The 19351-nt window shown below is 58.1% G+C and carries 17 protein-coding genes; 4 read left to right on the top strand and 13 right to left on the bottom strand.

Annotated features, from left to right (window positions below):
* Window positions 1-4: 4 nt before the first annotated feature.
* The 7 genes from QMK52_RS21115 to QMK52_RS21085 form a co-directional block, all read right to left on the bottom strand.
* A complete protein-coding gene (locus QMK52_RS21115; RefSeq protein ID WP_005788388.1) occupies window positions 5-2821 on the bottom strand; it encodes a hypothetical protein in 2817 nt (938 codons plus the stop codon).
* Window positions 2818-3603: a hypothetical protein gene (locus QMK52_RS21110; RefSeq protein WP_005788390.1), complete on the bottom strand. Its 786-nt coding sequence runs from the start codon at window positions 3601-3603 to the stop codon at window positions 2818-2820. Before QMK52_RS21110 ends, QMK52_RS21115 begins: the two co-directional genes overlap by 4 nt.
* A complete protein-coding gene (locus QMK52_RS21105) occupies window positions 3600-4991 on the bottom strand; it encodes an MBL fold metallo-hydrolase (RefSeq protein ID WP_320403359.1) in 1392 nt (463 codons plus the stop codon). The genes QMK52_RS21110 and QMK52_RS21105 overlap by 4 nt, the downstream gene beginning before the upstream one ends.
* Entirely contained in the window at window positions 4988-6460 is a 1473-nt protein-coding gene (locus tag QMK52_RS21100; RefSeq protein ID WP_320403358.1) for an MBL fold metallo-hydrolase, read from the bottom strand. Before QMK52_RS21100 ends, QMK52_RS21105 begins: the two co-directional genes overlap by 4 nt.
* A gap of 86 nt (window positions 6461-6546) precedes the next feature.
* Complete coding sequence (locus tag QMK52_RS21095) at window positions 6547-6711, bottom strand: hypothetical protein (protein WP_005788395.1); 165 nt, start codon at window positions 6709-6711, stop codon at window positions 6547-6549.
* A 236-nt stretch (window positions 6712-6947) separates the two neighbouring features.
* Window positions 6948-7559: a dTMP kinase gene (locus QMK52_RS21090; protein WP_005788397.1), complete on the bottom strand. Its 612-nt coding sequence runs from the start codon at window positions 7557-7559 to the stop codon at window positions 6948-6950.
* A gap of 149 nt (window positions 7560-7708) precedes the next feature.
* Window positions 7709-9430 carry a hydrogenase maturation protein gene (locus tag QMK52_RS21085; protein WP_320403357.1) on the bottom strand — a complete coding sequence of 574 codons (1722 nt, stop codon included), beginning with the start codon at window positions 9428-9430 and terminating at the stop codon, window positions 7709-7711.
* A gap of 207 nt (window positions 9431-9637) precedes the next feature.
* Here QMK52_RS21085 and QMK52_RS21080 point away from each other — a divergent pair, with 207 nt between their 5' ends.
* Entirely contained in the window at window positions 9638-10552 is a 915-nt protein-coding gene (locus QMK52_RS21080; RefSeq protein WP_005788400.1) for a LysR family transcriptional regulator, read from the top strand.
* Here QMK52_RS21080 and QMK52_RS21075 read toward each other — a convergent pair.
* On the bottom strand, window positions 10545-11474 hold the full coding sequence (locus tag QMK52_RS21075) for a cupin (RefSeq protein ID WP_320403356.1): 930 nt from the start codon (window positions 11472-11474) through the stop codon (window positions 10545-10547). The two genes, QMK52_RS21080 and QMK52_RS21075, sit on opposite strands and share 8 nt — an antisense overlap.
* A gap of 118 nt (window positions 11475-11592) precedes the next feature.
* Window positions 11593-12624: a hypothetical protein gene (locus QMK52_RS21070; RefSeq protein ID WP_320403355.1), complete on the bottom strand. Its 1032-nt coding sequence runs from the start codon at window positions 12622-12624 to the stop codon at window positions 11593-11595.
* 207 nt (window positions 12625-12831) lie between these two features.
* Here QMK52_RS21070 and QMK52_RS21065 point away from each other — a divergent pair, with 207 nt between their 5' ends.
* Window positions 12832-13698, top strand: coding sequence for a hypothetical protein (locus QMK52_RS21065; protein WP_320403354.1), 867 nt, complete (start codon window positions 12832-12834; stop codon window positions 13696-13698).
* A 28-nt stretch (window positions 13699-13726) separates the two neighbouring features.
* Here QMK52_RS21065 and QMK52_RS21060 read toward each other — a convergent pair whose 3' ends face one another.
* The 4 genes from QMK52_RS21060 to QMK52_RS21045 all read right to left on the bottom strand — a co-directional run bounded on the left by QMK52_RS21060 (window position 13727) and on the right by QMK52_RS21045 (window position 18239).
* Window positions 13727-15043, bottom strand: coding sequence for an LLM class flavin-dependent oxidoreductase (locus tag QMK52_RS21060; RefSeq protein ID WP_320403353.1), 1317 nt, complete (start codon window positions 15041-15043; stop codon window positions 13727-13729).
* A gap of 11 nt (window positions 15044-15054) precedes the next feature.
* The gene (locus tag QMK52_RS21055) at window positions 15055-16011 is read right to left on the bottom strand and encodes an ABC transporter substrate-binding protein (protein ID WP_122735030.1); all 957 of its coding nucleotides are present in this window, start codon (window positions 16009-16011) and stop codon (window positions 15055-15057) included.
* 156 nt (window positions 16012-16167) lie between these two features.
* On the bottom strand, window positions 16168-17499 hold the full coding sequence (locus tag QMK52_RS21050; RefSeq protein WP_320403352.1) for an ATP-binding protein: 1332 nt from the start codon (window positions 17497-17499) through the stop codon (window positions 16168-16170).
* Window positions 17496-18239 carry a response regulator gene (locus QMK52_RS21045; protein WP_122735028.1) on the bottom strand — a complete coding sequence of 248 codons (744 nt, stop codon included), beginning with the start codon at window positions 18237-18239 and terminating at the stop codon, window positions 17496-17498. The genes QMK52_RS21050 and QMK52_RS21045 overlap by 4 nt, the downstream gene beginning before the upstream one ends.
* A 129-nt stretch (window positions 18240-18368) precedes the next feature.
* Between QMK52_RS21045 and QMK52_RS21040 the strand changes: the two genes are divergently transcribed.
* Both QMK52_RS21040 and QMK52_RS21035 read left to right on the top strand, forming a co-directional pair.
* On the top strand, window positions 18369-18680 hold the full coding sequence (locus QMK52_RS21040) for a hypothetical protein (RefSeq protein WP_005788417.1): 312 nt from the start codon (window positions 18369-18371) through the stop codon (window positions 18678-18680).
* Complete coding sequence (locus tag QMK52_RS21035; protein ID WP_194438296.1) at window positions 18680-19345, top strand: DUF3313 domain-containing protein; 666 nt, start codon at window positions 18680-18682, stop codon at window positions 19343-19345. Before QMK52_RS21040 ends, QMK52_RS21035 begins: the two co-directional genes overlap by 1 nt.
* The last annotated feature ends 6 nt before the right edge of the window (window positions 19346-19351 follow it).

Below are 19351 nucleotides of genomic sequence, written 5' to 3'. Positions count from 1 at the left end.
GCAATCAGCGAACCAGCTCGCTGAGCTCGATGTCATGTTCCAGTCTGCAGCGATGCTCCACCAGCACCAGGGTGTTGCCGCTACGCTCGACGTAACGGTGCAACGCTTCTACACGCTCCGCCAATTGCTCGGCGCACAAAGCGCTGAACGGCTCATCCAGCAGCAACAGGTGATGGCGGTCATTTGGCAGCGCGCTCAGCCAGGTATCCAGCCAGTTGCTTGCCCCAGGCTCACCACCGAGCAGCGCCAGGACATTGCTGTCCAGGTAATAGCGGGTTGATGCCGTAGCCTGCGGCGCGCCCGCCTCGTCGGTGATCACATTGGTGATACCGGCCACGCCCTTGAGGTAATCGCTTTTGCCAGCGCCGGAATGGCCAGAGAGCGAATATAACCGTCCCCGTTCCAGGCTTAGGGCACGATAGGTACGTTGAGCGACAAAGGACGCGATGTTCAGGCTCTGACCGACAATCGTCACGGACACCACACTTTTGGGCTGGCCAAAATGCTGCAGGCGCGTCACGGACACCGACTGCGATTTAAACCCCGTGATTGCCAGAAATACGTTGGCCAGGTCAGAGCGCACCAACAACAAGGCCGTGACTGCCAGCACAAAAGCTGAATCGCTGGTGCGATAGAGGCTGCCCATCAGAACCACCAGGACAATCACCAGGTCGCTGAGCAAACTGCAACTGGCGGCGGTGATCGTGCGGGTGATCACACTGTGCATGCGGGTGGTATAGAAATGCTTCAGCCCCTCGGCTATCGCGCCCTGTTGGGTGAGTGCCAGCCAGTCCCCCAGGCGTTCGAAACCGGTGCCGCCGGTTCGGGAAATAGAAAACGCCACATGGGCCGAGCGCAGCAGGGAGTCGAATCCCTTGGTGCTCTCCACCCGTGTTCTATAAAGCTCGTCGATCGAAAGGCGGTACAAAACCGCCAGCAACCCGCTGAACAACAGCGCCACGGCGATGCCGAACAGGCCAAACCCCATCCACAAGGCCATGCCATTGCACAGTAAAAGCGCGATGATCCAGGCGATGTCGTGGGCATACCAGGCAATGCGTTCGAATGTCGTGGTGACATCGCGAGAAACCACCTGCAGCGCATCGGCCAGGCTGGTGATCCGGATGTCTCGCAGCCCCCCGATGAACAAGCGGCAAAAGCGGCTGCGCAGCAGGTCCTCGATAAACAGCCCGGCAGCGACCCCTGCCCCAACCCCGGTTACGGCATACAACAGAACCTGCCAGGGTGAGAAACCCGACTCTGGCAGCGTCAGGTTGGCTGCGTAGCTCATCATCAGCGCCGGCACCAACAACATCAGCACGCCCCAGCGACAGTACTTGAAGAGATCGCCGAGGCTGAAATGCTCCGGCACGGTGGGGCCTTCCAACACCGTCGGAGCCGTCCTCTCAGCGACCTCCATCGCCGAGCCCCCGCGCTGCGCGATCGCTCTTGCAGCCGATGGGCTGAAGCTCACCCAGGGCAGGCGCTCCAAGGCGTCTCTGACTGCCAAGGCAGCCGCGGCGTCCAATACCGAGAAATCGTGGTCGATACTTAGGGTCCCGTTCCGGGTACGAGCCAGAAACACTCCGCGCAGCAGTTGCAAACGCAGGCGCTGCCCGGCAGAAAGATTGCTCCCGTCGAGCTCGATGGGCAGTTGCATAACTTGCTGTGGGCTCTGTCCCAACTCGGGTATCAACAGGAAAGCGCCCAGCAACGCTTGTATGTCCTCGCGCTGGCTCTCCAGCGGGCCTGGAACCAGTTCGACCAGTGTCGCGGGCCATATCGGCCAGTCGACATCGAACTCGATCACGCTGCGGGTCTGATCGGCGGCGGCGTTCTGCAATACCGGCTGCCTTGAGGTGCTTTGATACAGGCCATCAAGCGCTTCCAAGGAGCGGCCGACGGCCTTGTAACTCACATAAGCGCGGGGCAACGCAAGTACCGCAGCCAGCAACGGGATACTCAGCCAGAAAATCGCCCCGTCCCAGACCGTGGCCGATTCTGAGGTGCCCAGCAGCCCAAGCAACACAAAAGGAATCAAGCGACCGAAACCAATGATGTAGCTGTCAGCGCCGCGCAGCAGCGTATCCAGGTTGCGCAGGCCGCGTTCGCCCGTCAGTGTCCGCTCGATGTTCTGCAAGGCCGTGCGGTCAGCGAACTGTTTGAGCCACGGGCCTTTGCGCAACCATGCCGAACACTGTTCGATGCGCTGCGCGGTCATATCCATGATCCGCTGGTAGTTGCGATCCGAGAGCCTGGACAGCAGATACGAGAACGGCAGAAACACACCGATCACCGCAACGGCCCATAACCCTGCCGTACCGAAAACCAGAAATGCCATCAGGATGGAAAGCAGAAGAAAAACCGGGATAGCCAGCAGATTAACGCTAGTGCCGATGCCCTCTAGAATGACGCTGAAATCCCTGGAAACCACCCGTTCCAGCAAAGCGACCTCTACGCGGGGGGGCATCTTGCGCGCCAGAAGGTGCTCGAATTCGCGGCATAACCTCAGCGAGATGTAGCGTTCCAGATTGAGCTCGCTCACCACCAGCAAGAACCCGCTGATGGCCAGGAACGCCAGGAGCGCGATGTCCCCCGGCGTGGTATCGACGCTGTTTTGGGCAGCCACCAGCGTACTCAGCGTGTAGATGAACAACAGCGGCACGCTGTACTGCAACAGCGACACCAGTACATAAGCACCGACCGCCCAAGGCGCAAGGTTGAAGGCCAAGCCGAAAAAACCATCGGCGAACGCTCGTCCTTCGGAGCGAGCGGCTGTCCGATAGCGCAATTCTGGGGTAAAAGAGTACATCCACTTCACGACAGCGCCTCCTCGCAGTACACCCGACCCGGCTCCAGGGACTGTACGCGCTGCAGGTAGTCTCGGATTTTCTGTAGATCGTAATAGTGCGCGGGAATCTTCCGGCATTCGCAGTAGCGGGCCACCCATTCCTCCAGACTCCACGGACATGATGGTCCTGCCCCCAGAAAGCGGCTCAAGGACAAAATGTCGAACCACACGCTGCGCTGCAGTGAATAGGTCTCCAGGTCGAGGATGTGCACGCCATTCACCGTAACAAGCAGATGCTCCGCCTTGCAGTCACCGACGCTGATGCCCTGCAGGTCAAACGAGGGAAAACGACAGCTGGAAGACAGACAAGGATCGAGGAATTCAGGGGTACTGCGGTGGCCCATGACACGCTGGAAATTAGCCAGGGCCGTAGAATGCATCGCTGCATAGGCCGCAATCACTTCAGGCAGATCGGCCAAAACCGGCAAACGACCCTGGAGAGCTTCCAGCACCAGTACCTGATGCCGCGAATCCTGATAGCGCATTCCTGCGATCGGACCCGAACGGAACAGCAAATACCCGCTGGCCTCAGCGGCATAGGCCGCCTCGTCAAAGTAACGCTTGATCACCACCTGCTCGCCCGAGACCATGCACAGGCCGGAGCAGACCAGGGACTTGACCGACTGGCCGAGTACAAGCAGAACCTGATAACGCTCGGCCAACAGGTCGCCAAGCGCCTGGCGGTGCTGCTCTACCTGAGCTGCTTCGAGGAGTTCCAGATGCACATGTTCAAAGGTTCTTTGCCCGCTCATGGCGCGGTCGCCAGGGACAGTTCATAACTGCGCAGAGCGCGTTCATAGTCCACTTGCTCGTTGTAATACTCGAGCCAGAACGCCAGCGGACTGTCATAGCGATCGCAGACATACCACTGCGATGCCGACAGGTTGAGCAGCTCCCATATTTGCAACTCGCCCAGAACCAGTTGACAGAAATCGTCATGGTCGACACGGATGCCGTAGGGATAAAGCTTTATTGCCCCCGCGCCTTCGTCCGGCACCTGGACGAACTCGACCCTGGACACGTCCAGCAGCCACTGTTGGTCGGCGCCGTCGCGCCGGGTCAACTGCAGCACCGCACGGCACGGACCGACGGGACGCCCCAGGTAATTGCTCTGCGTCATCAGCACCTGGCCATAGCGGGTGATAAGCCATGTCCTGGCCATTTCGTCGAGATGGGCCTTGATCTGCTGCTTGTCGAGCGACGTCGTCCGGCATCGCCCTTTCGCCGGACTGACCCCGGCGTATTCATCGGACAAGCGGATCCAGTCCGCCGGCTCGCCAGGCCGTGCCATCGCCACGTCGAAGCTTTCGCCGGGTGTGAGCGAGTACACCGTCCGTAACAACGATAGTTCGCTGCAGATCTGCGCCAGTTCGAGGTTCGACCAGGGGTGATGCATCTTGCCTGAGGGATCGCGATAACCGTTGCCCGCGATGATCAAGGTCGGTACCTGGTCAAGTCGGCGCATTGGCTTGTGAACGATTTCGTCCAGCAGACGCAAGCCCGACACCCTGGTGTAGCGCTGGTCGGGCAGCGGCAACAGGTTGTCCAGGCCGATGGGGCCTTGCACCCCGCTACCCTGGAAATTATTGGTCATCACCATGACCTGTGGCCAGGCAATAGCTCCATTATTGACATCAGCAAAGTAGGCGTCGGCGATGCGCGTATCAGACTGGATGAAAATCGCCTCGCGGCTCTGGTGCTCGACATGCAGCGACGCTACCCGGCTGTCCCAGAACAGTACCTCGGTGCCGGGCATGTAAAAGCGCAAGCTCAGCGAGCCGATGACGAACGAGGTCTGGGTATTGACACGCTGCACCTCGTAACCGCAGGCGCAGGCTATCGCTTCGGCCGCGCCGGGAAACAGTTCCGGGACATAGACCACCTTGCGCTTAAGCAAATGCCCGTAGTCCGACGACAGTCGGCGCAAGGAGGCTGGGTGAAAGTGCTGCAGGTGTTCGGTAGTCAAGACAATGCCATCCACCGCAGGCATACGCTGCAGATCGACATTGCGCGCCGGGACTATCGCAAACTGTCGGTCGGCATCGGAACCGAAGCCAGGACCCAGCACCGGGTCGACCAACACGTGACTATCGCCAGCCTGCAACGACCAGCTTTCGTGACCGATCATTGTCAGCTTCATGGGCCCACCTCAAGATTACGCATGCTGCGCCCGATGATTTTCGCCAATAGCTCAGGGCTGCCGTTCTCGCCGTAATAGCTGTAGAAGAACGGGATCAAGCCGTCGAAGATGCCGCTCTCGAACCAGGACTGGACCGAAACGCCCACGATGTCCCAGATCTGCAGGTCACCCTCTACCATGCCGATGAAGTCCACCAGGGGCAGGCATATGCCAAAGGGATACTGCTCGACCAGCGATTCGAGTTGGTTGTGCGTCTCAGCCTCGAACTGGCCGCTGATCAGATTCAGCGCATAGCTGTCCTGAAGCCCGAGAGCATGCGAGGCAAAACTGAAAACGATTCGTTTCGGCCCCAGCTTGCGCCCCTTGTAGTGAGACATCGCCAACGCCTTGCGCCCGGTAATGAACAGCATCAGGCTTTTCGCCAGGCGTTGCAGCTCGGCCAGCGCGCGTTGCAGCAGCTCTTCATAACCCTCGACGTCCTGCACGTCGGGTCTTACCGAGGCGACCACCTCGACGGTCTTGCGTGCCTCGATGAACTGATCCAGTTCATCGATCAGCAAGTTGTGCTGCACCTTGTCTACCTGGACCCAGTCGATGATCGCCTGCTGGCCGAGATCTGGATCAAGGGCAAAGGCTTCGCCTGGCAGCAGGCCGACAATATTGGTGTCCAGGCTGAGCCGATTAGCCAATCTGCTCAATGTCGGCTGGTCGGAAAAGGGGAAAGCGGCGAACTCTCCCATACGCTTGATGAACCCGCCGCCGCAAAGAGCTATGTTTGCGGGTTGCACCGGAAAATCGTCCATGTAGCTGGTCAGCACAGCGCTCAGCACACCGATCCCCAGCGGACCGACCTTACGGTTGCCGTCACTCGCGTTCTTGCCCCAGTTTTCCAGGGACTGAAAAGCTCCCGGAGGTGACACCCTGGAGTTGTTCGAGACAATGACAAGTTTGGGCGGTGCCAGTCGACCTTCGACGATATCGGTCTTGAACACCTCGGACACCAGGGCGTCCACGGCAATGAAGATGCCATTGCTTGGCTGCTCGGCCTCCTCGATATGCACCTGGGTAACCCGACTTTCCCAGAAGGCAGTCTTGGGATCTGCCGGATAGAAGCGCAGGCTCAAGTCACCGATCAGCATCGGCTCGGTGTCGCAGACTTGCGTAAGGGTGAACCCAAGGTCGCGGATGCATTGCTTGACCGGTTCGACGATGGTCGCTCCCACGACAAACCGGGCGGAACGTGGCAACAGATTCAGCGAATGGATATCGAAATGATCGGAATGCTCATGACTGAGAAAAATCAGGTCTATATCGGATAGTGCCGTGGCATCAACAACCCTCGGCGGATAGATCTCGATCCGGTGCGCGTCGACCAGGCCGAAGTCTTCACATAACAGCGGGTCAATCAGGATCCTGGTACTTCCGTGTTCCACAAGCCATGTTTGATGGCCGATAAAGATCGCTCTCATGCCCACCTCCCTGGTTGACAATTGAATGCTCAGCACCCAAAAGGAGAAAAAGCAAGAAAGTCCTTTCTTGCTTTTTCTGGGTCAGCTCAACGGTGGTATGCGCAGCTCGCCGCCTTGGTTTGCGAAGCTCCGGTTTTGGACTTCTTGATGGCGTCGCTCAAGACCTGCAATTCCTCCTTGCTGAACAGCACTTTCTCGCCGTCTTGATGAGCGGGTGCGGCTACTGCATCTTGCTGGATCTTCTGGTTCATGACTTGCTCCTTGTCTGGCTGTTTATCCAAGCACGTCGAAAGCGTAACGGCGTCCTCGCATGAATGAACATAGCGGAGGAAGCCGATTTTTCAATAAACAAAAGTGGATTGAGTAGCGACACAGGTACGGTTTTGTGCTATTTGCAAAACTTTGTCACAAATCATCTGCCTGCGATGACCTGATTAAAGGTGAGCCTTCACGCATATCGGTCATAGCGCTGACCAAGGTAAAACTTTTAAAAACAATAAGTATAGATCGCAGAAACCACCCGCCTCATCGCCTCCTCAATCGTCCCTTCATTGCGACACATCACCCACCCCTGCCCCACAACCGCCCGCTCAAACGCCTCTGTACACACAACCTGCTCCTCCAGCTTATGCATCACCGTACTGCTCAACCCGCGCCGTCGTGTCGCTGCCCTCGCCCAGGATATTTGCGCTGAGGTGACAACCCCCACATGCAGATCCGGCACTTGCACCTGTCGATCAAGGTTCAGCGCAAGAATGTCTGTAAACGGTATCAACCGCCGAAACGCCGCATCGGACGGGTACCAGCGATCCATCAGGATGATGCTGTCAGGTGGCTGTGCAGCCAGTACGTGCCGGGTAATCCAACTGCGGCTGTCAGCAAAGCGTTCACACACCTCAAGTTCCAGATCCCGGCTGGGGTCTCTGGCGAATTTGTTAACCAGAGCCATCGTTTGCGCTCGATAGGGATCGCTTTTGCGTTCGCACAATCGGACCACCTTCTTGTTATCAGCCCTCAATGCTGCCGTGACGGCCTCCAACAGCGTGGTTTTGCCGGTGCCCTTGGGCCCATCCAACGAAATAAACAGCGCACGATTCATACGAGCGCTGCGTTATCGTTGAGGTTGTGCAGTTCCATGGGGCCTCTGGTCTGAGCGTTTGGGCGAATTGGCCTCCATTATGGGGAACCCTATTGCCCAATGCGAGGCTGTACCCTCCCCGCGTCGACCGTAGAGGATCGGTCAGCCATTCAGCATTCCGGGACTTCGGCCTCGTACGTCACCGCCCAGGGCGCGATCAAGCGCTGCGGGGTCCGGCAGGTTTTGCGTTTAAACACGAAGTTGCGGCACTTTTCGGCAAACTGTTGGCGGTTTTGCACCATATCCAACTGCATCTGTACCAGCTCATGTTCGCGGCAACGTTCAACCTGCTGACTATCCAGCGTGGCTTTACGGGTGCGTGCGTACAGGTACTTCTCATCGGTCAGCGCGCTTTGGGCCTGTTGAGAGAGCCACAGATCAAAGGCGTGTAGGCAGCGTGGGCCGATGTCCTGAACCATGCCGTACTGCAAGGCCTGGACGGCACTGACGGGCAGGCATTCTTCGGTGAGCTTGTGCGCCACCTCACTGCCGACGGCCCGTGGCAGGCTGTAGGTCCAGTATTCGGAGCCATAGAGCCCCATGGTTTTGTAATGCGGGTTGAGCACTACCCCCTCACGGACCAATACAATGTCAGCGGCCAGCGCGAGCATCACGCCGCCTGCGCCCGCACTGCCGGTCAGGCCGCTGATTACCAGTTGCCTGGCGGTTAGCAGCTCCCGGCACACATCGTCGATGGCTTGAATATTGGCCCAGGCTTCCAGCCCCGGCACTTTGGCGGCCTGGATGACATTGAGGTGTACGCCATTGGAAAAGCTCCCGCGCCCGCCCTTGATCAACAACACTTGGGTGGCTCGCGCCTTGGCCCAGCGCAATGCTGCCACCAGCCGTTGGCATTGTTCGGTGCTCATGGCGCCGTTGTAGAACTCGAATGTCAGTTCGCCGACGTGACCGGCCTCCCGGTAGCGAATCGGTTGATAGGCCAGCGCATTGAAGCTTTGTTGCGCGATCGAGCTGTTCAACACCGGAATGTCAGCCAGTTGTTCAGCCAAGACATGGCGAGCCGGCAGCTTGAAGGTCTCCTCCCCTGGCTGGGCCTTGCGTTTGAGCGAGCCGATCCACAGGCTGTGATCCCCAGCTGCCACCAACACGGCGTCGTCCTGTACCGCGAGGATATCTCCCGGGGTGCCCTGGCGTGAGTCCAAGTGCGCGTCGTACAGGTAATATTGCCCACCCAGCAGGCTTGCCAACACACCGGGCTGGCCGTCGGCGGCGTCGATGCTGCGCTTGATGAAGCTTGCGCAATCGAACCAACTGAAGGTGCGGTCAGCCTGGGTCATGTTCGGCTGCAACCGCCCGATAACGCTGGGTTGCGTGTAGTCGAGGGGCTCCGGGACGAAGCCATTGGCGAATTTTTCCACCACGTCGCGGATGCAGACGATCGCCGCGTCACTCACCGGGCCGTTGTACAGCTCGGATTTGCGCACATCGGCGGGCATATCGAATTCACAGGTCGACCAGATCGGCCCGGCGTCCATTTCCTCCACGGCCTGCAGGGCCGTGACGCCCCAGCGCCTGACCTGCTGGGTGATGGCCCAGTCCAGTGCGCTGGCGCCACGGTCGCCGACGATGCCGGGATGGATGATCACCACCGGGCGCTGCGGGTGGCTCCATAGCTGCTGTGGTACACGGTCCTTCAGGAATGGGCAGATCACCAGGTCGGCGCCTGACGCCTCGATCTGGCGACACACCGTGGTTTCATCGGTGAATACCACAACGCTGGGGTCGTGACCCGCCTGGCGCAAATCCAGCCAGGCCCGCTGGGTCAAACCGTTGAATGCCGAGGATAACAACAGGATCTTCAATGATCGCATGGCTGACTCTTCCTTGAGATTGGGCGACCAGAGGTGCTCCTTGAGCCGTCCCTGGCCTTTGATGGAAGCTCAAGGTTATAGAGCGTGGCAGCAGCGTTACCTGACCAGGATCAAGCTTGTGCCAGCAAATGACGATAGTTTCGAGTTGACAGCGCCCTGCAAACTTCAACAACCTGCCAACTTTCCTGCCCTGCCCCGAGGCTGTCCTTGGACTATTTCAGTGCCCTCACCGCCTTCGTCGAAGCTGCCGAAGGCAATAACTTCTCCCGCGCAGCCGAGCGTTTGGGGATCAAGGCGTCCACGGTTTCACGCTATATAAAGGATCTTGAGCAAGACCTGGGTATCGCGTTGTTCAACCGCTCCACGCGCACCTTGCACCTGACCGAAGGCGGCCAGACCTTCCTGATGCACGCCCGCAGGGTGCTGGATGAACTGGAACACGCCAAGGCGGCGACGTCTGCGTTGAACCAGCAGCCCAGGGGCTTGTTGAAGCTCAACCTGCCGCCGGCATTCGCCCGCCATCACATCCTTCCAGCCTTGAAGGACTTTTGCGCGCGCTACCCGCAAATCAGTGTGGAATTGGTATTGGATAATGCTCAGGTCAACCTGATTCATGCCGGCGTCGATCTAGCCATACGCATTGGCGCGCTGGCCGATTCGACGCTCAAGGCCCGCAAACTCTGCGACGGCCACTACCGCGTGGTGGTCAGCCCGGCTTTTGCCAGGCAGCACCCTGCACCCTCAACCCCCGCCGACCTCGCCGGTTTGCCTGCGGTGTTGGGTACGCTGCCTACGGGCGCTATCAGCTTTGTCTGCGGCGATCAGGTATCACCGCTGCTGCACAACGGCTGCATTCGGATAAATGATCTCGACGCACAACTGATCGCCGCTCGCCAGGGGCTGGGCTTTGCCCTTTTGCCGGATTGGTTGGTCGCCCAGAGCATCCAGGCCGGCGAGTTGCTCGTGTGGCTGCCGCAATGGCGAATACGCGATGTCGAGCGCGACTTCGCCGTGTGGTTTGTCTACCCGCCCAAGCGCATAGTGTCGTCCAAGGTCAGGTGTTTTATCGACTTTATCGTTGAGCGACTGGGCCAGACGCCCGAGTGGACATCACTCAACTGAAGCGAATATCCAGCGAGCGCAGATAGGTTTGCAGCCCTGCGTCCTGAATCGGAATCAGGAACGCCTCGGTGTCCGATTCATTGAAGTGCGCGTGCCAGTACCCCGGCGGCGTGACAAATGCCAGGCCAGGCGACCAGTCCACCCGCTGCGGATTGCAGATCTGCCCGTCCGCATCCAACTCGGTGCCCACCAGCGAGTAACAGCCCGGCGGGCAATCAATGATGAAGTCCAGCGCAATCGACTGATGCCGGTGAGGTTTCTGTACCGAGCCTGCCGGCAGGATCCCATACATGGCCCACAGCACGTGGGTCACGGTGCGCGTCTGGGGGAAGTTGCGGTTGCCCAGCAAAATGCTGATGCGGCTGCGGTCTTGCGCACGAGGATCGTCGGCCGCTTCACGCAGCTTGGCGTTAGCCAGTTCTGCGGGGTACAACGTCGGCGCGAAGCGGTCTGCGCTGCGTGCCACCCCCAGGTAACGCAATAACGGTTCATCGTGCACGTAGTAAAGACGGGCATCCTGGCGGGCGCTGAAGTGTGCTGCCTGCAAGCCAGGCAAGGCCATAAAACAACCTTTTGACCATTGAATCTCATGTTCGCCCTGAACCACGCTGCCCTCGCCGGCGATCACGTAGAACACCTGGGACGTCGCATTGGGTTGCAGGGTCAGCGTGTCGCCACGGTTAAGGCGCATGAAGTTCGCGCACAGCCCGGGGCCTGTCGCAGGGCCTTCGCAGCCCAAGGCGTCACTGAGGTCCAGCGGTACCACGCGTGAAGGGCCACTGTCGTATAACGAGGCGGGAAAGCTGTGGTAGGGAATGCGCGCAATAAGGTTGGCACTGATGGGGTTGGCCGCTTTGCTGTACTCGAAGTACTCGGCGTCCACTTGGTTTATATCCGTCGGCGCAGGGTTGAATTCGTTCATCAGTCTCACCTCAGTCTGGGGGGGGCCGGAGCCCGCTGCGCTTTTGAAGGCGCTGCGGTAAGTGAATGAACTATAGGCATCGCTTACGGGCGGAGTAATCCCTGGCGCTGCACAGCAGTTATGCGGAATGGGGATCATCGTTAGCATCTGCCGAAACCACTTTTACCCGTTCTCCTTCGACGTGAATGACATCAATGGGTTGTTCAACCCGCCAGGGAGAGTTATAGCACCCCCTTATTTTATGAGTTGCCGTAAAAAATGTAATATCCTCATCAATTTGATAAGAGTAAGACGTTAATCCAGAACCGTACAATCCATCCTTGCCTTTAGGGTATGATTGATATTTAACAATGTTGTACTTTGATTGTAAAATTTTCACGAACGCTTTTTCTGCATCGGCGGCTAAGATTTTTTTATCGATAAACCCAGGCAGCTCGAAGTCGCTCTCTGTCAATTCTTTGACTGCAAAGTCATCAATATCAAAAAGAAATATATAAAGCTCATCTGTCAGTCTGGCCGTTGGGCTGTATTGAGTTTCACGTGAAAGTATTTCAGCCCTGCTTTTATGCCCATTAGCGAAAAGCCTGGAGAAGCTGTCGCCCTCCTTTGATATCCCCACATAATACAGATTAAAATCAGTGAATTGCAAAGCATTGCTCAAACCTACTATATCGATCCTGCCTCTCCAAAAATCGTATAGCATTTTATCGGTAGTCGCCCAATAAAGTATTGATTCTTTATTGTTGTGAGCATGTTCGGTAGAGATTTTTATTGCTTGGGCGCCCCAATCTATAACTACTTCTTCTTGATAGTCGCCTATCAAGTCTGCAAGATTTACGCTCAAGTTTTTTCTTTTGATTTTGCCGCAAACCAGATCAAAATAGAATCGAGCGTGCTCACGGTCGATTCGGCGGTTATCAAATTCAAGCGCATGGCGTTGAGCAAGCATATATAACTTGCTTTTTTTTACAAACTGCCTGACCTCCGCATCTTCCCATAACAACTGTGCAAACTGATTTGAGATGGGCGGATAGACAAGCTTCAATAAATTACTCGATATGTACATAAATTCAAGCCTTATGTTGGACATGACACCATTCATTAAGCTGGTCGCTGGAGTCGTTTTGCATTCAGCAATGGGACCATACATGCGAGATGCAAATCATGTCATGGATTCGAGTGCTGTGAACAGGCATAATAGCGGCAAATTGCCTCTACTGTATTGGGTTGGACGGCCCGAAAGGACACGAATGTACTTTGCCATATGCTTGAAACCGATGATCGAAACCCTCGCAGGGGAACAGGGTCAAAAAGATTCATGTTGCACTCTCATTCTATTTCTTGGCAACTGTAAGCTATGAATCCATTATTCTGGATTGGCGTTACAGTAGGTATAGTCGTATCAATTTTTTCTTTTTTTTCATTGCTTTCTGCATTCCCAGAAACCTACTCACCCTTCCCTACAAGTGTATCCAGTATCTTCAAGGATATACTGGGCCCCGTGGCGGCGGGTTTTGGTGGTGCATTACTAGGTGCTTTTGCGACTTATGGTATTCAGTCCCACGCAGAGCGACGAAAGGAAAAAATAGCCGCTATCAATGCGTACAACAAAGGCGTTTCGATTCTTTCAATGAAATACAATGATCTTTGGGTTCTTAAGCATCAACTCGTGACACCGCATCAAGACAAAGAACTGCGATTCATGCATATACCAAGAACTCAAGGGCTTTTCCCGAATGCCGAAAATGCAGCGGATGCGCTCAATCAAATCTTCATCAAAGAGGGCATGGGCGATTTACTTACAAAAATGTTGATTGCCGAGAAAAAGTACGCCGCTATTCATTCAAGCTTTCAAGAGCGAAATGATATGGTTCAACCGTTTGCAAAACAACTCGACACCTATCTTGCAAAGACCAGGGGGAGACAAAGCCCAACCCTAGGAGAGCTCGTCGGCATTCATAGTCATACGAGCCTTTTAAGACTTTACGAATATAGCGAGCAATTAATCAGGACGCTGGATGACGCACTTCTTTATTTGCATACGCTTTCCGTTCGATTAGTCAGCGAGCTACCAATGAAGATTCACTTCGAAAACAATCCAATAATCATGTTTAAAACGGAACAGCCACATACAACTCCAGCACCGTTCTATAAAGACCTAAACGATCTCTCAGCGGCCTTGGAGGCGGCTGTGGCCGAAAGTAAATCGAAGCGTCGCAAATAAATAGCTGTTTACTTTGCTATTATTCTTCTCATTTAAACCTGGGAACTGCCAACCCCAGGCTTTCGCGCAAAGTCGAGCCTTCATACTCTGTGCGATAAACCCCGCGTTCCTGCAACAACGGAATCACCTCCCGGGTGAATCGATCGAACTGCCCGGGGTGGCCGATGTAGATATTGAACCCGTCCACAGCCCGCGCCTGGAGCCAGTCAGCCATTTTCTGCGTCACCGTATCGGCGCTACCCACGAAGGCGCCAGGACGCAGTTGCCGACCAAACTCAATGGCCTGGCGCAAGGTGAAACCCTTCTCCCGCGCCTGATCGGCAATGCGTTTGGCATTGGTGAAAAAACTGCTGCGCGCCGCTTCCAGGCTCTCTTGCGGGAATGGCGCATCCAGGTCGTACTGGCTGAAATCATGCCAGCCGAAATTACGCCCGAACTCCTTGAGCGCCAGTTCAAAACTATGGTCGAGTTGATGGTAGTGCTGCTCGATTTCCCGGGCCTGTGCATCAGTGTCACCCACATAGACTTCCGCACCGGGCATGATCAATAACTGCTCCGGATCGCGCCCTCTTTGTGCCGCCCTGCCCTTGATATCCCGGTAAAACGCCTGGCCCTGCTCGATGCTGGCCGCATGGGTGAAGATCACGTCCGCCGTGGCGGCGCCCAGATCGCGGCCTGGCTCGGAATCACCGGCCTGAAAGATCACCGGTTGGCCCTGGGGTGAGCGTTGGATATTCAGCGGGCCGACCACGCGAAAATGTTCGCCCTGGTGGTTCAGGCTGTGCAGCTTGCTGGGGTCGAGAAACTGGCCGGTAGCGCGGTCGCGCACAAACGCATCGTCTTCGTAAGAGTTCCACAACCCCTGCACCACCTGGACGTGTTCGGCGGCGCGGCCATAGCGGGTAGCGTAGTCATAATGTTCATCGCGGCTGTAATTGCCTGCGGTGCCAGCATCACCGCTGGTGACCACGTTCCAGCCGGCGCGGCCTTTGCTGATCAAATCCAGGGACGCCAGGCGCCGCGCCACGTTATACGGCGAGTTGTAGGAGGTGGTCAGCGTGCCAACCAGGCCGATATGCCGGGTACTCACCGCCAGCGCCGATAACAGTGTCAGCGGCTCCAGGCGATTGAGGTAATGGGATGGCGAGCCGGGGGTGATAAATTGGCTGTCGACGATAAACATCAAGTCGAACAGCGCCGCCTCGGCCTGGCGCGCAATTTCGATGTACCAATCGACGTTGACGCTGGCATCGGCCGGCAGTTGCGGGTCGAGCCACAGGTTATGGCGGCCCGGGCCACCGCTGCCCATGGTCAGGGCGCCCAGTTTGAGCTGTCTTTTAGTCATGACAAGAACCTTCAGGGCTGGCGGGTGGCGACGGCTGGCTGCAAGGACGCCGCGAAGGACGGGTCAAACAGTTGGGCGGCCGGGTAAGCCTTGATCAGGCCCTGGCTGGCGAAAAAGTCCACGGTCTTTTGCGCTTCCACAGGCGCCTGGGCGGTCAGTGGCTCGACGGTGGTGCGCGCCCGAGCAAACCACACACGGGCGATGTCGGCGTCGGCACGGGTGCGCTTGGCCCAGGCATCGGCATAGGCATCGGCGTTGGCCGGGTTTTGGCGAGCCCAGTCACGGGCTTTTTTCAGCCGCTGGAGAAAGTCGCTGATAGGCTCACGCTTGGCCTCTACCGCATTGGCGTTGGCGGCAATGAAGCTCTGGGCCGGGATCAACCCCTCGGCGGTCGCCAGTACTCGCGCACCCTGGCGTTCCTGTTGCGTGACATACGGCTCCCAGGTGGCGATGACGTCAACTGCGCCGCCCTCCAGCGCATGGGACGCATCCAGCGCGCTGAGGTAGCGCAACTCCAGAGAGTCCCGTGCAACCCCGGCTTTATCCAATGCAGTCAGCAGCAGTTGCTGGCTCCAGGAGCCCTTCCAGATGGCCGCGCGCTTGCCCGCAAGATCGGCCAGGCTGTGGATCGACGAATCCTTTTTCACCAGGATCGCCACGCCCGCAAGATTCTGGCGGCTGACGGCAATCACCTTGATCGGTGCGCCCAATGCGCCCAGGAACAATACCGGCGCATCGCCCAGCAGGCCGATATCCAGGCTGCCGACGTTGAGCGCTTCGGCCACCGGTGACCCGGCGGTGAATTGCTTCCATTCCAGGGTATAGGGCAGATCATCCAGCACCCCCGCCGCTTCCATCACCGCTTGGGCGTTATAGCTCTGGTCACCCACGACCAGGGTTTGTGCCTGTGCCGTCAGGCTTAGCAAGGTGGCGGCCAACCCGGCCGCCAATGTTGTCAGGTAACGCACGCTCGTCTCCAGATGCCGTGTGGGGCAGTCAAGTCGATCCGCGCGCGCGGTCTCGGCAATATTCGTAAGGATCGATACGATGCGGTTCTAAGAGGTGCGTGTAAAATACCTATAACGCATAACGTAATGCGAAAATAATGCGCTCCCCGCATCAGGCTATAGAGGCAACTCGACCCGCGCCACCAAGCCTGAGCCACGCAGACGGTTGCTTAGCGTCAGTTCGCCGCCCTGCTCGCGCACAATGGCGCGCGCTGCTGAAAGCCCGAGACCCACGCCACCGGTATTACGATTGCGCGAGGTTTCGAGGCGAAAGAATGGATCGAATACGCGCTCAAGGTCAGCCTCGGGAATCCCCGGTCCCTGGTCATGAACCTCAATGCAGATGCGCTGACCGTCCCCACTCAGAGAGATGCCAGGGTGACGCGCATATTTGGCGGCGTTCTCCAGCAGGTTGACCATCACCCGCTTAAGTCCCAGTGGGCGTCCGTGATAGACCAGGTGGGACGGCCCAATGAAATCCACCGCAAAATGCTGGTCGCGATAATCATCGATGATGGTTTGCAGCAGCTCCGACAGATCGAATGCAGTGCGTTGCTCCAGCACCGTATCGTCGCGAAAGAACGCCAGCGCAGTGTTGATCATCGACTGCATTTCCTCGACATCGCGAATCAGTTTGTGCTGATGGTCCAGATCCTCCATGAACTCGCAACGCAGGCGAATCCGCGTCAAAGGCGCGCGCAAGTCGTGGGAAATCGCCGCGAGCATATGGGTGCGTTCGCCGATGAAATGCTGGATCTGCGCCTGCATGGTGTTGAAGGCGATGATGGCCTGGCGTATTTCGTGGGGGCCTTCGCTGTCGATGGGCGGAGCGCGCAAATCACCACCAAAACGCCTGGCGGCACTGGCGAAACGCTGCAACGGTTGGGCCAATTGCCGGGTCGCGAGCCAGGCCACCAACAAGGTCGCGATCAACCCCAGGGTGATGATCACCGCGATGCGCGTGGGTGCGCTCAGCCCCCACGTGCGTTCAGGCGGGACGAATGACAACCAGCTGCCATCGAGCAACTGCACGAGCGCAACATAGTGCGCCTCGGGGCTGCCACGCGGCCAATCGTCGGGGCTGAACACCTGAATTTGTCGCCCAGTGCCAAACAGTGCTTGTATCCCCGGGACTTCGCCCGTTTGAAGCGCCGTGTTGCCGTCGGGAAGGCCGAAATCCGCAGGGTCGTTATGCCAGGCCACATGCAGGCGGGCATCGCTGGCCGCTGCCGCCAGTTGCGGACGCAGCGTTGCAGGCGCGGCTTCGATGACTTTGGTGGTGGCGCCCATCTGCTCCAGCAACCCTGTGCGCTCGATCGGCGGGCGCGCCCAGACCCCGGCAACCTGGACGAACAAGGCATTAAGCGCCAGTGAAGCAAGCATCGCGGCGAGAATGGTCAGGGCGATGCGCCGGTTCAGGGTGTCGCGATGCAACAGGCCGCGGATCATGACCGGGTGACCGGGGCGGTGAACAGATAGCCGCCATTGCGTACCGTGCGGATCAGGTCCGGGCGTTTGCAATCGGGCTCGATCTTGCGCCGCAGCCGGCTGACCTGCACGTCAATGCTGCGGTCGAAGGCGTCGTGGCCCCGGCCGTGGGTCAGGTCGATCAATTGGTCGCGGGTGAGGATGCGCTGAGGATGCTCAAGAAACACCACCAGCAAGTCGAATTCGCCACCGGACAGCGGAATCATCACGCCCTCGGGAGAGCGCAGCTCGCGGCAGGTAATATCCAGATGCCAACCGGCGAACGCGATGATTGGCCGGGAATGCTCACTGGCAGCGCCGACGGGCTGCCCCGCCCGCCGTTGCACCGCCCGCAGACGGGCCAGCAATTCGCGGGGGGCAAACGGTTTGGTCAGATAGTCGTCGGCGCCAAGCTCCAGGCCGACGATGCGATCACTGAGCTCGCCCATGGCCGTGAGCATGATGATTGGAATGCCCATCTGCGCCCGGACTTTCTGGCACAGGCTAAGGCCGCCTTCACCGGGCAGCATGAGGTCCAGGATAATGGTGTCTGGCCGCTGCCGGGCGATGGCTGCCCACATGGCTTCTCCGTCGGCAGCCACGTCGACCTCGTAGGCGTGCTGCACGAAGAACTTCTTCAGCAATGCCAGAATTTCTCCGTCGTCGTCGACGATCAGCAGTCTGCTCACGTTCCCAGGCCCCCTGGCAAAAAAGGAAAACATCTAAAACCATTCCGGCGCCGGGGTCATTTATTTCAATCGAGCAACATTCCTTCGCCACGGACACAACCCGGACATCTTCGGGAAAAAACCGTCGGGCATCCTGCACGCCTTCCATTCAAGGCGACGTTCATGAAGGTTTCCAGCAGCAGGTATACAGAGCAGGCACAGGACACCGGGCGGCCCCTGGTGCTGAGCCAGCGCACATCGTCCCTCGCACAGGACAGCCCCATGCTGTTCCAGGAGTCCTGCCTGGGCCTGACGGCGGACCAGGACCGCATCGTATTGCGCCGCTACTTCGAACATTACAGCCCTGACGCCGGGCGCTGGGTCGAGTATGCCCACTCCATCCCCATCGCCGAGCTTGTCCATTGGATCATGACCCATGGGCAGTTGCACATCGAATGCTCTCATGACAACCCGAACGAACAGGCAGCCCACTAATGACCTGCAAACGTTCACTGCCGTTATTGATGGCGGCCTCCTTGAGCCTGGCGGCCTGCAGCAGCAACCGTATCGAGCCCGAAGACGCGGGTTTTCTTCACGATTACAGCCTGCTTAAAGAACACCAGAGTGCTTCGGGCCAGACCGTGCTGAGTTGGGTCAGTCCGGCCTTGAAGCGTGGCCGATACAAGCAGGTGTACCTGGCGCCCAGCCAGTTTTTCCCGGCCGTTGAACCCAGCGCCCAGATACCGCAAAGCACCCTCTTCCACGTCACCGGATATTACGACCTGGTACTGCGGTCGGAGCTTGGCAAACACATGTATCTGGCCGCAAAGCCCGGGCCCGACACGCTTACGGTACGCCCCGCCATTACCCGGATCACCACCAGCACCCAAGGCTTGCGCCTGTATGAATGGCTGCCGATCACCCTGGTCGCAGCGGGCGTGAGCACCGCCGCCGGCATCCGCGACCAGGACAGCGAGATCGCCACGCAGCTGTCCCTCGAAGACGGCTCGACCGGCGATGTGGTGGCTGCCATCGTGAGCGAGGGCACCGGCATTCCCCTGGATAACGACAAGCAAGTGATGACCGCCGACAACGTAAAAGAAGTGCTCGACGGCTGGGCCCGCGACCTGGGCCAGTCATACAGCGCCGTCGCTCAATAGCACGGC

The organism is Pseudomonas sp. P9_2, from assembly GCF_034008255.1.
Taxonomy (GTDB): Bacteria; Pseudomonadota; Gammaproteobacteria; order Pseudomonadales; family Pseudomonadaceae; genus Aquipseudomonas; species Aquipseudomonas synxantha_A.
Note: the sequence above shows the minus strand (reverse complement) of the source record. Positions and strands in the feature narration are given on the sequence as shown.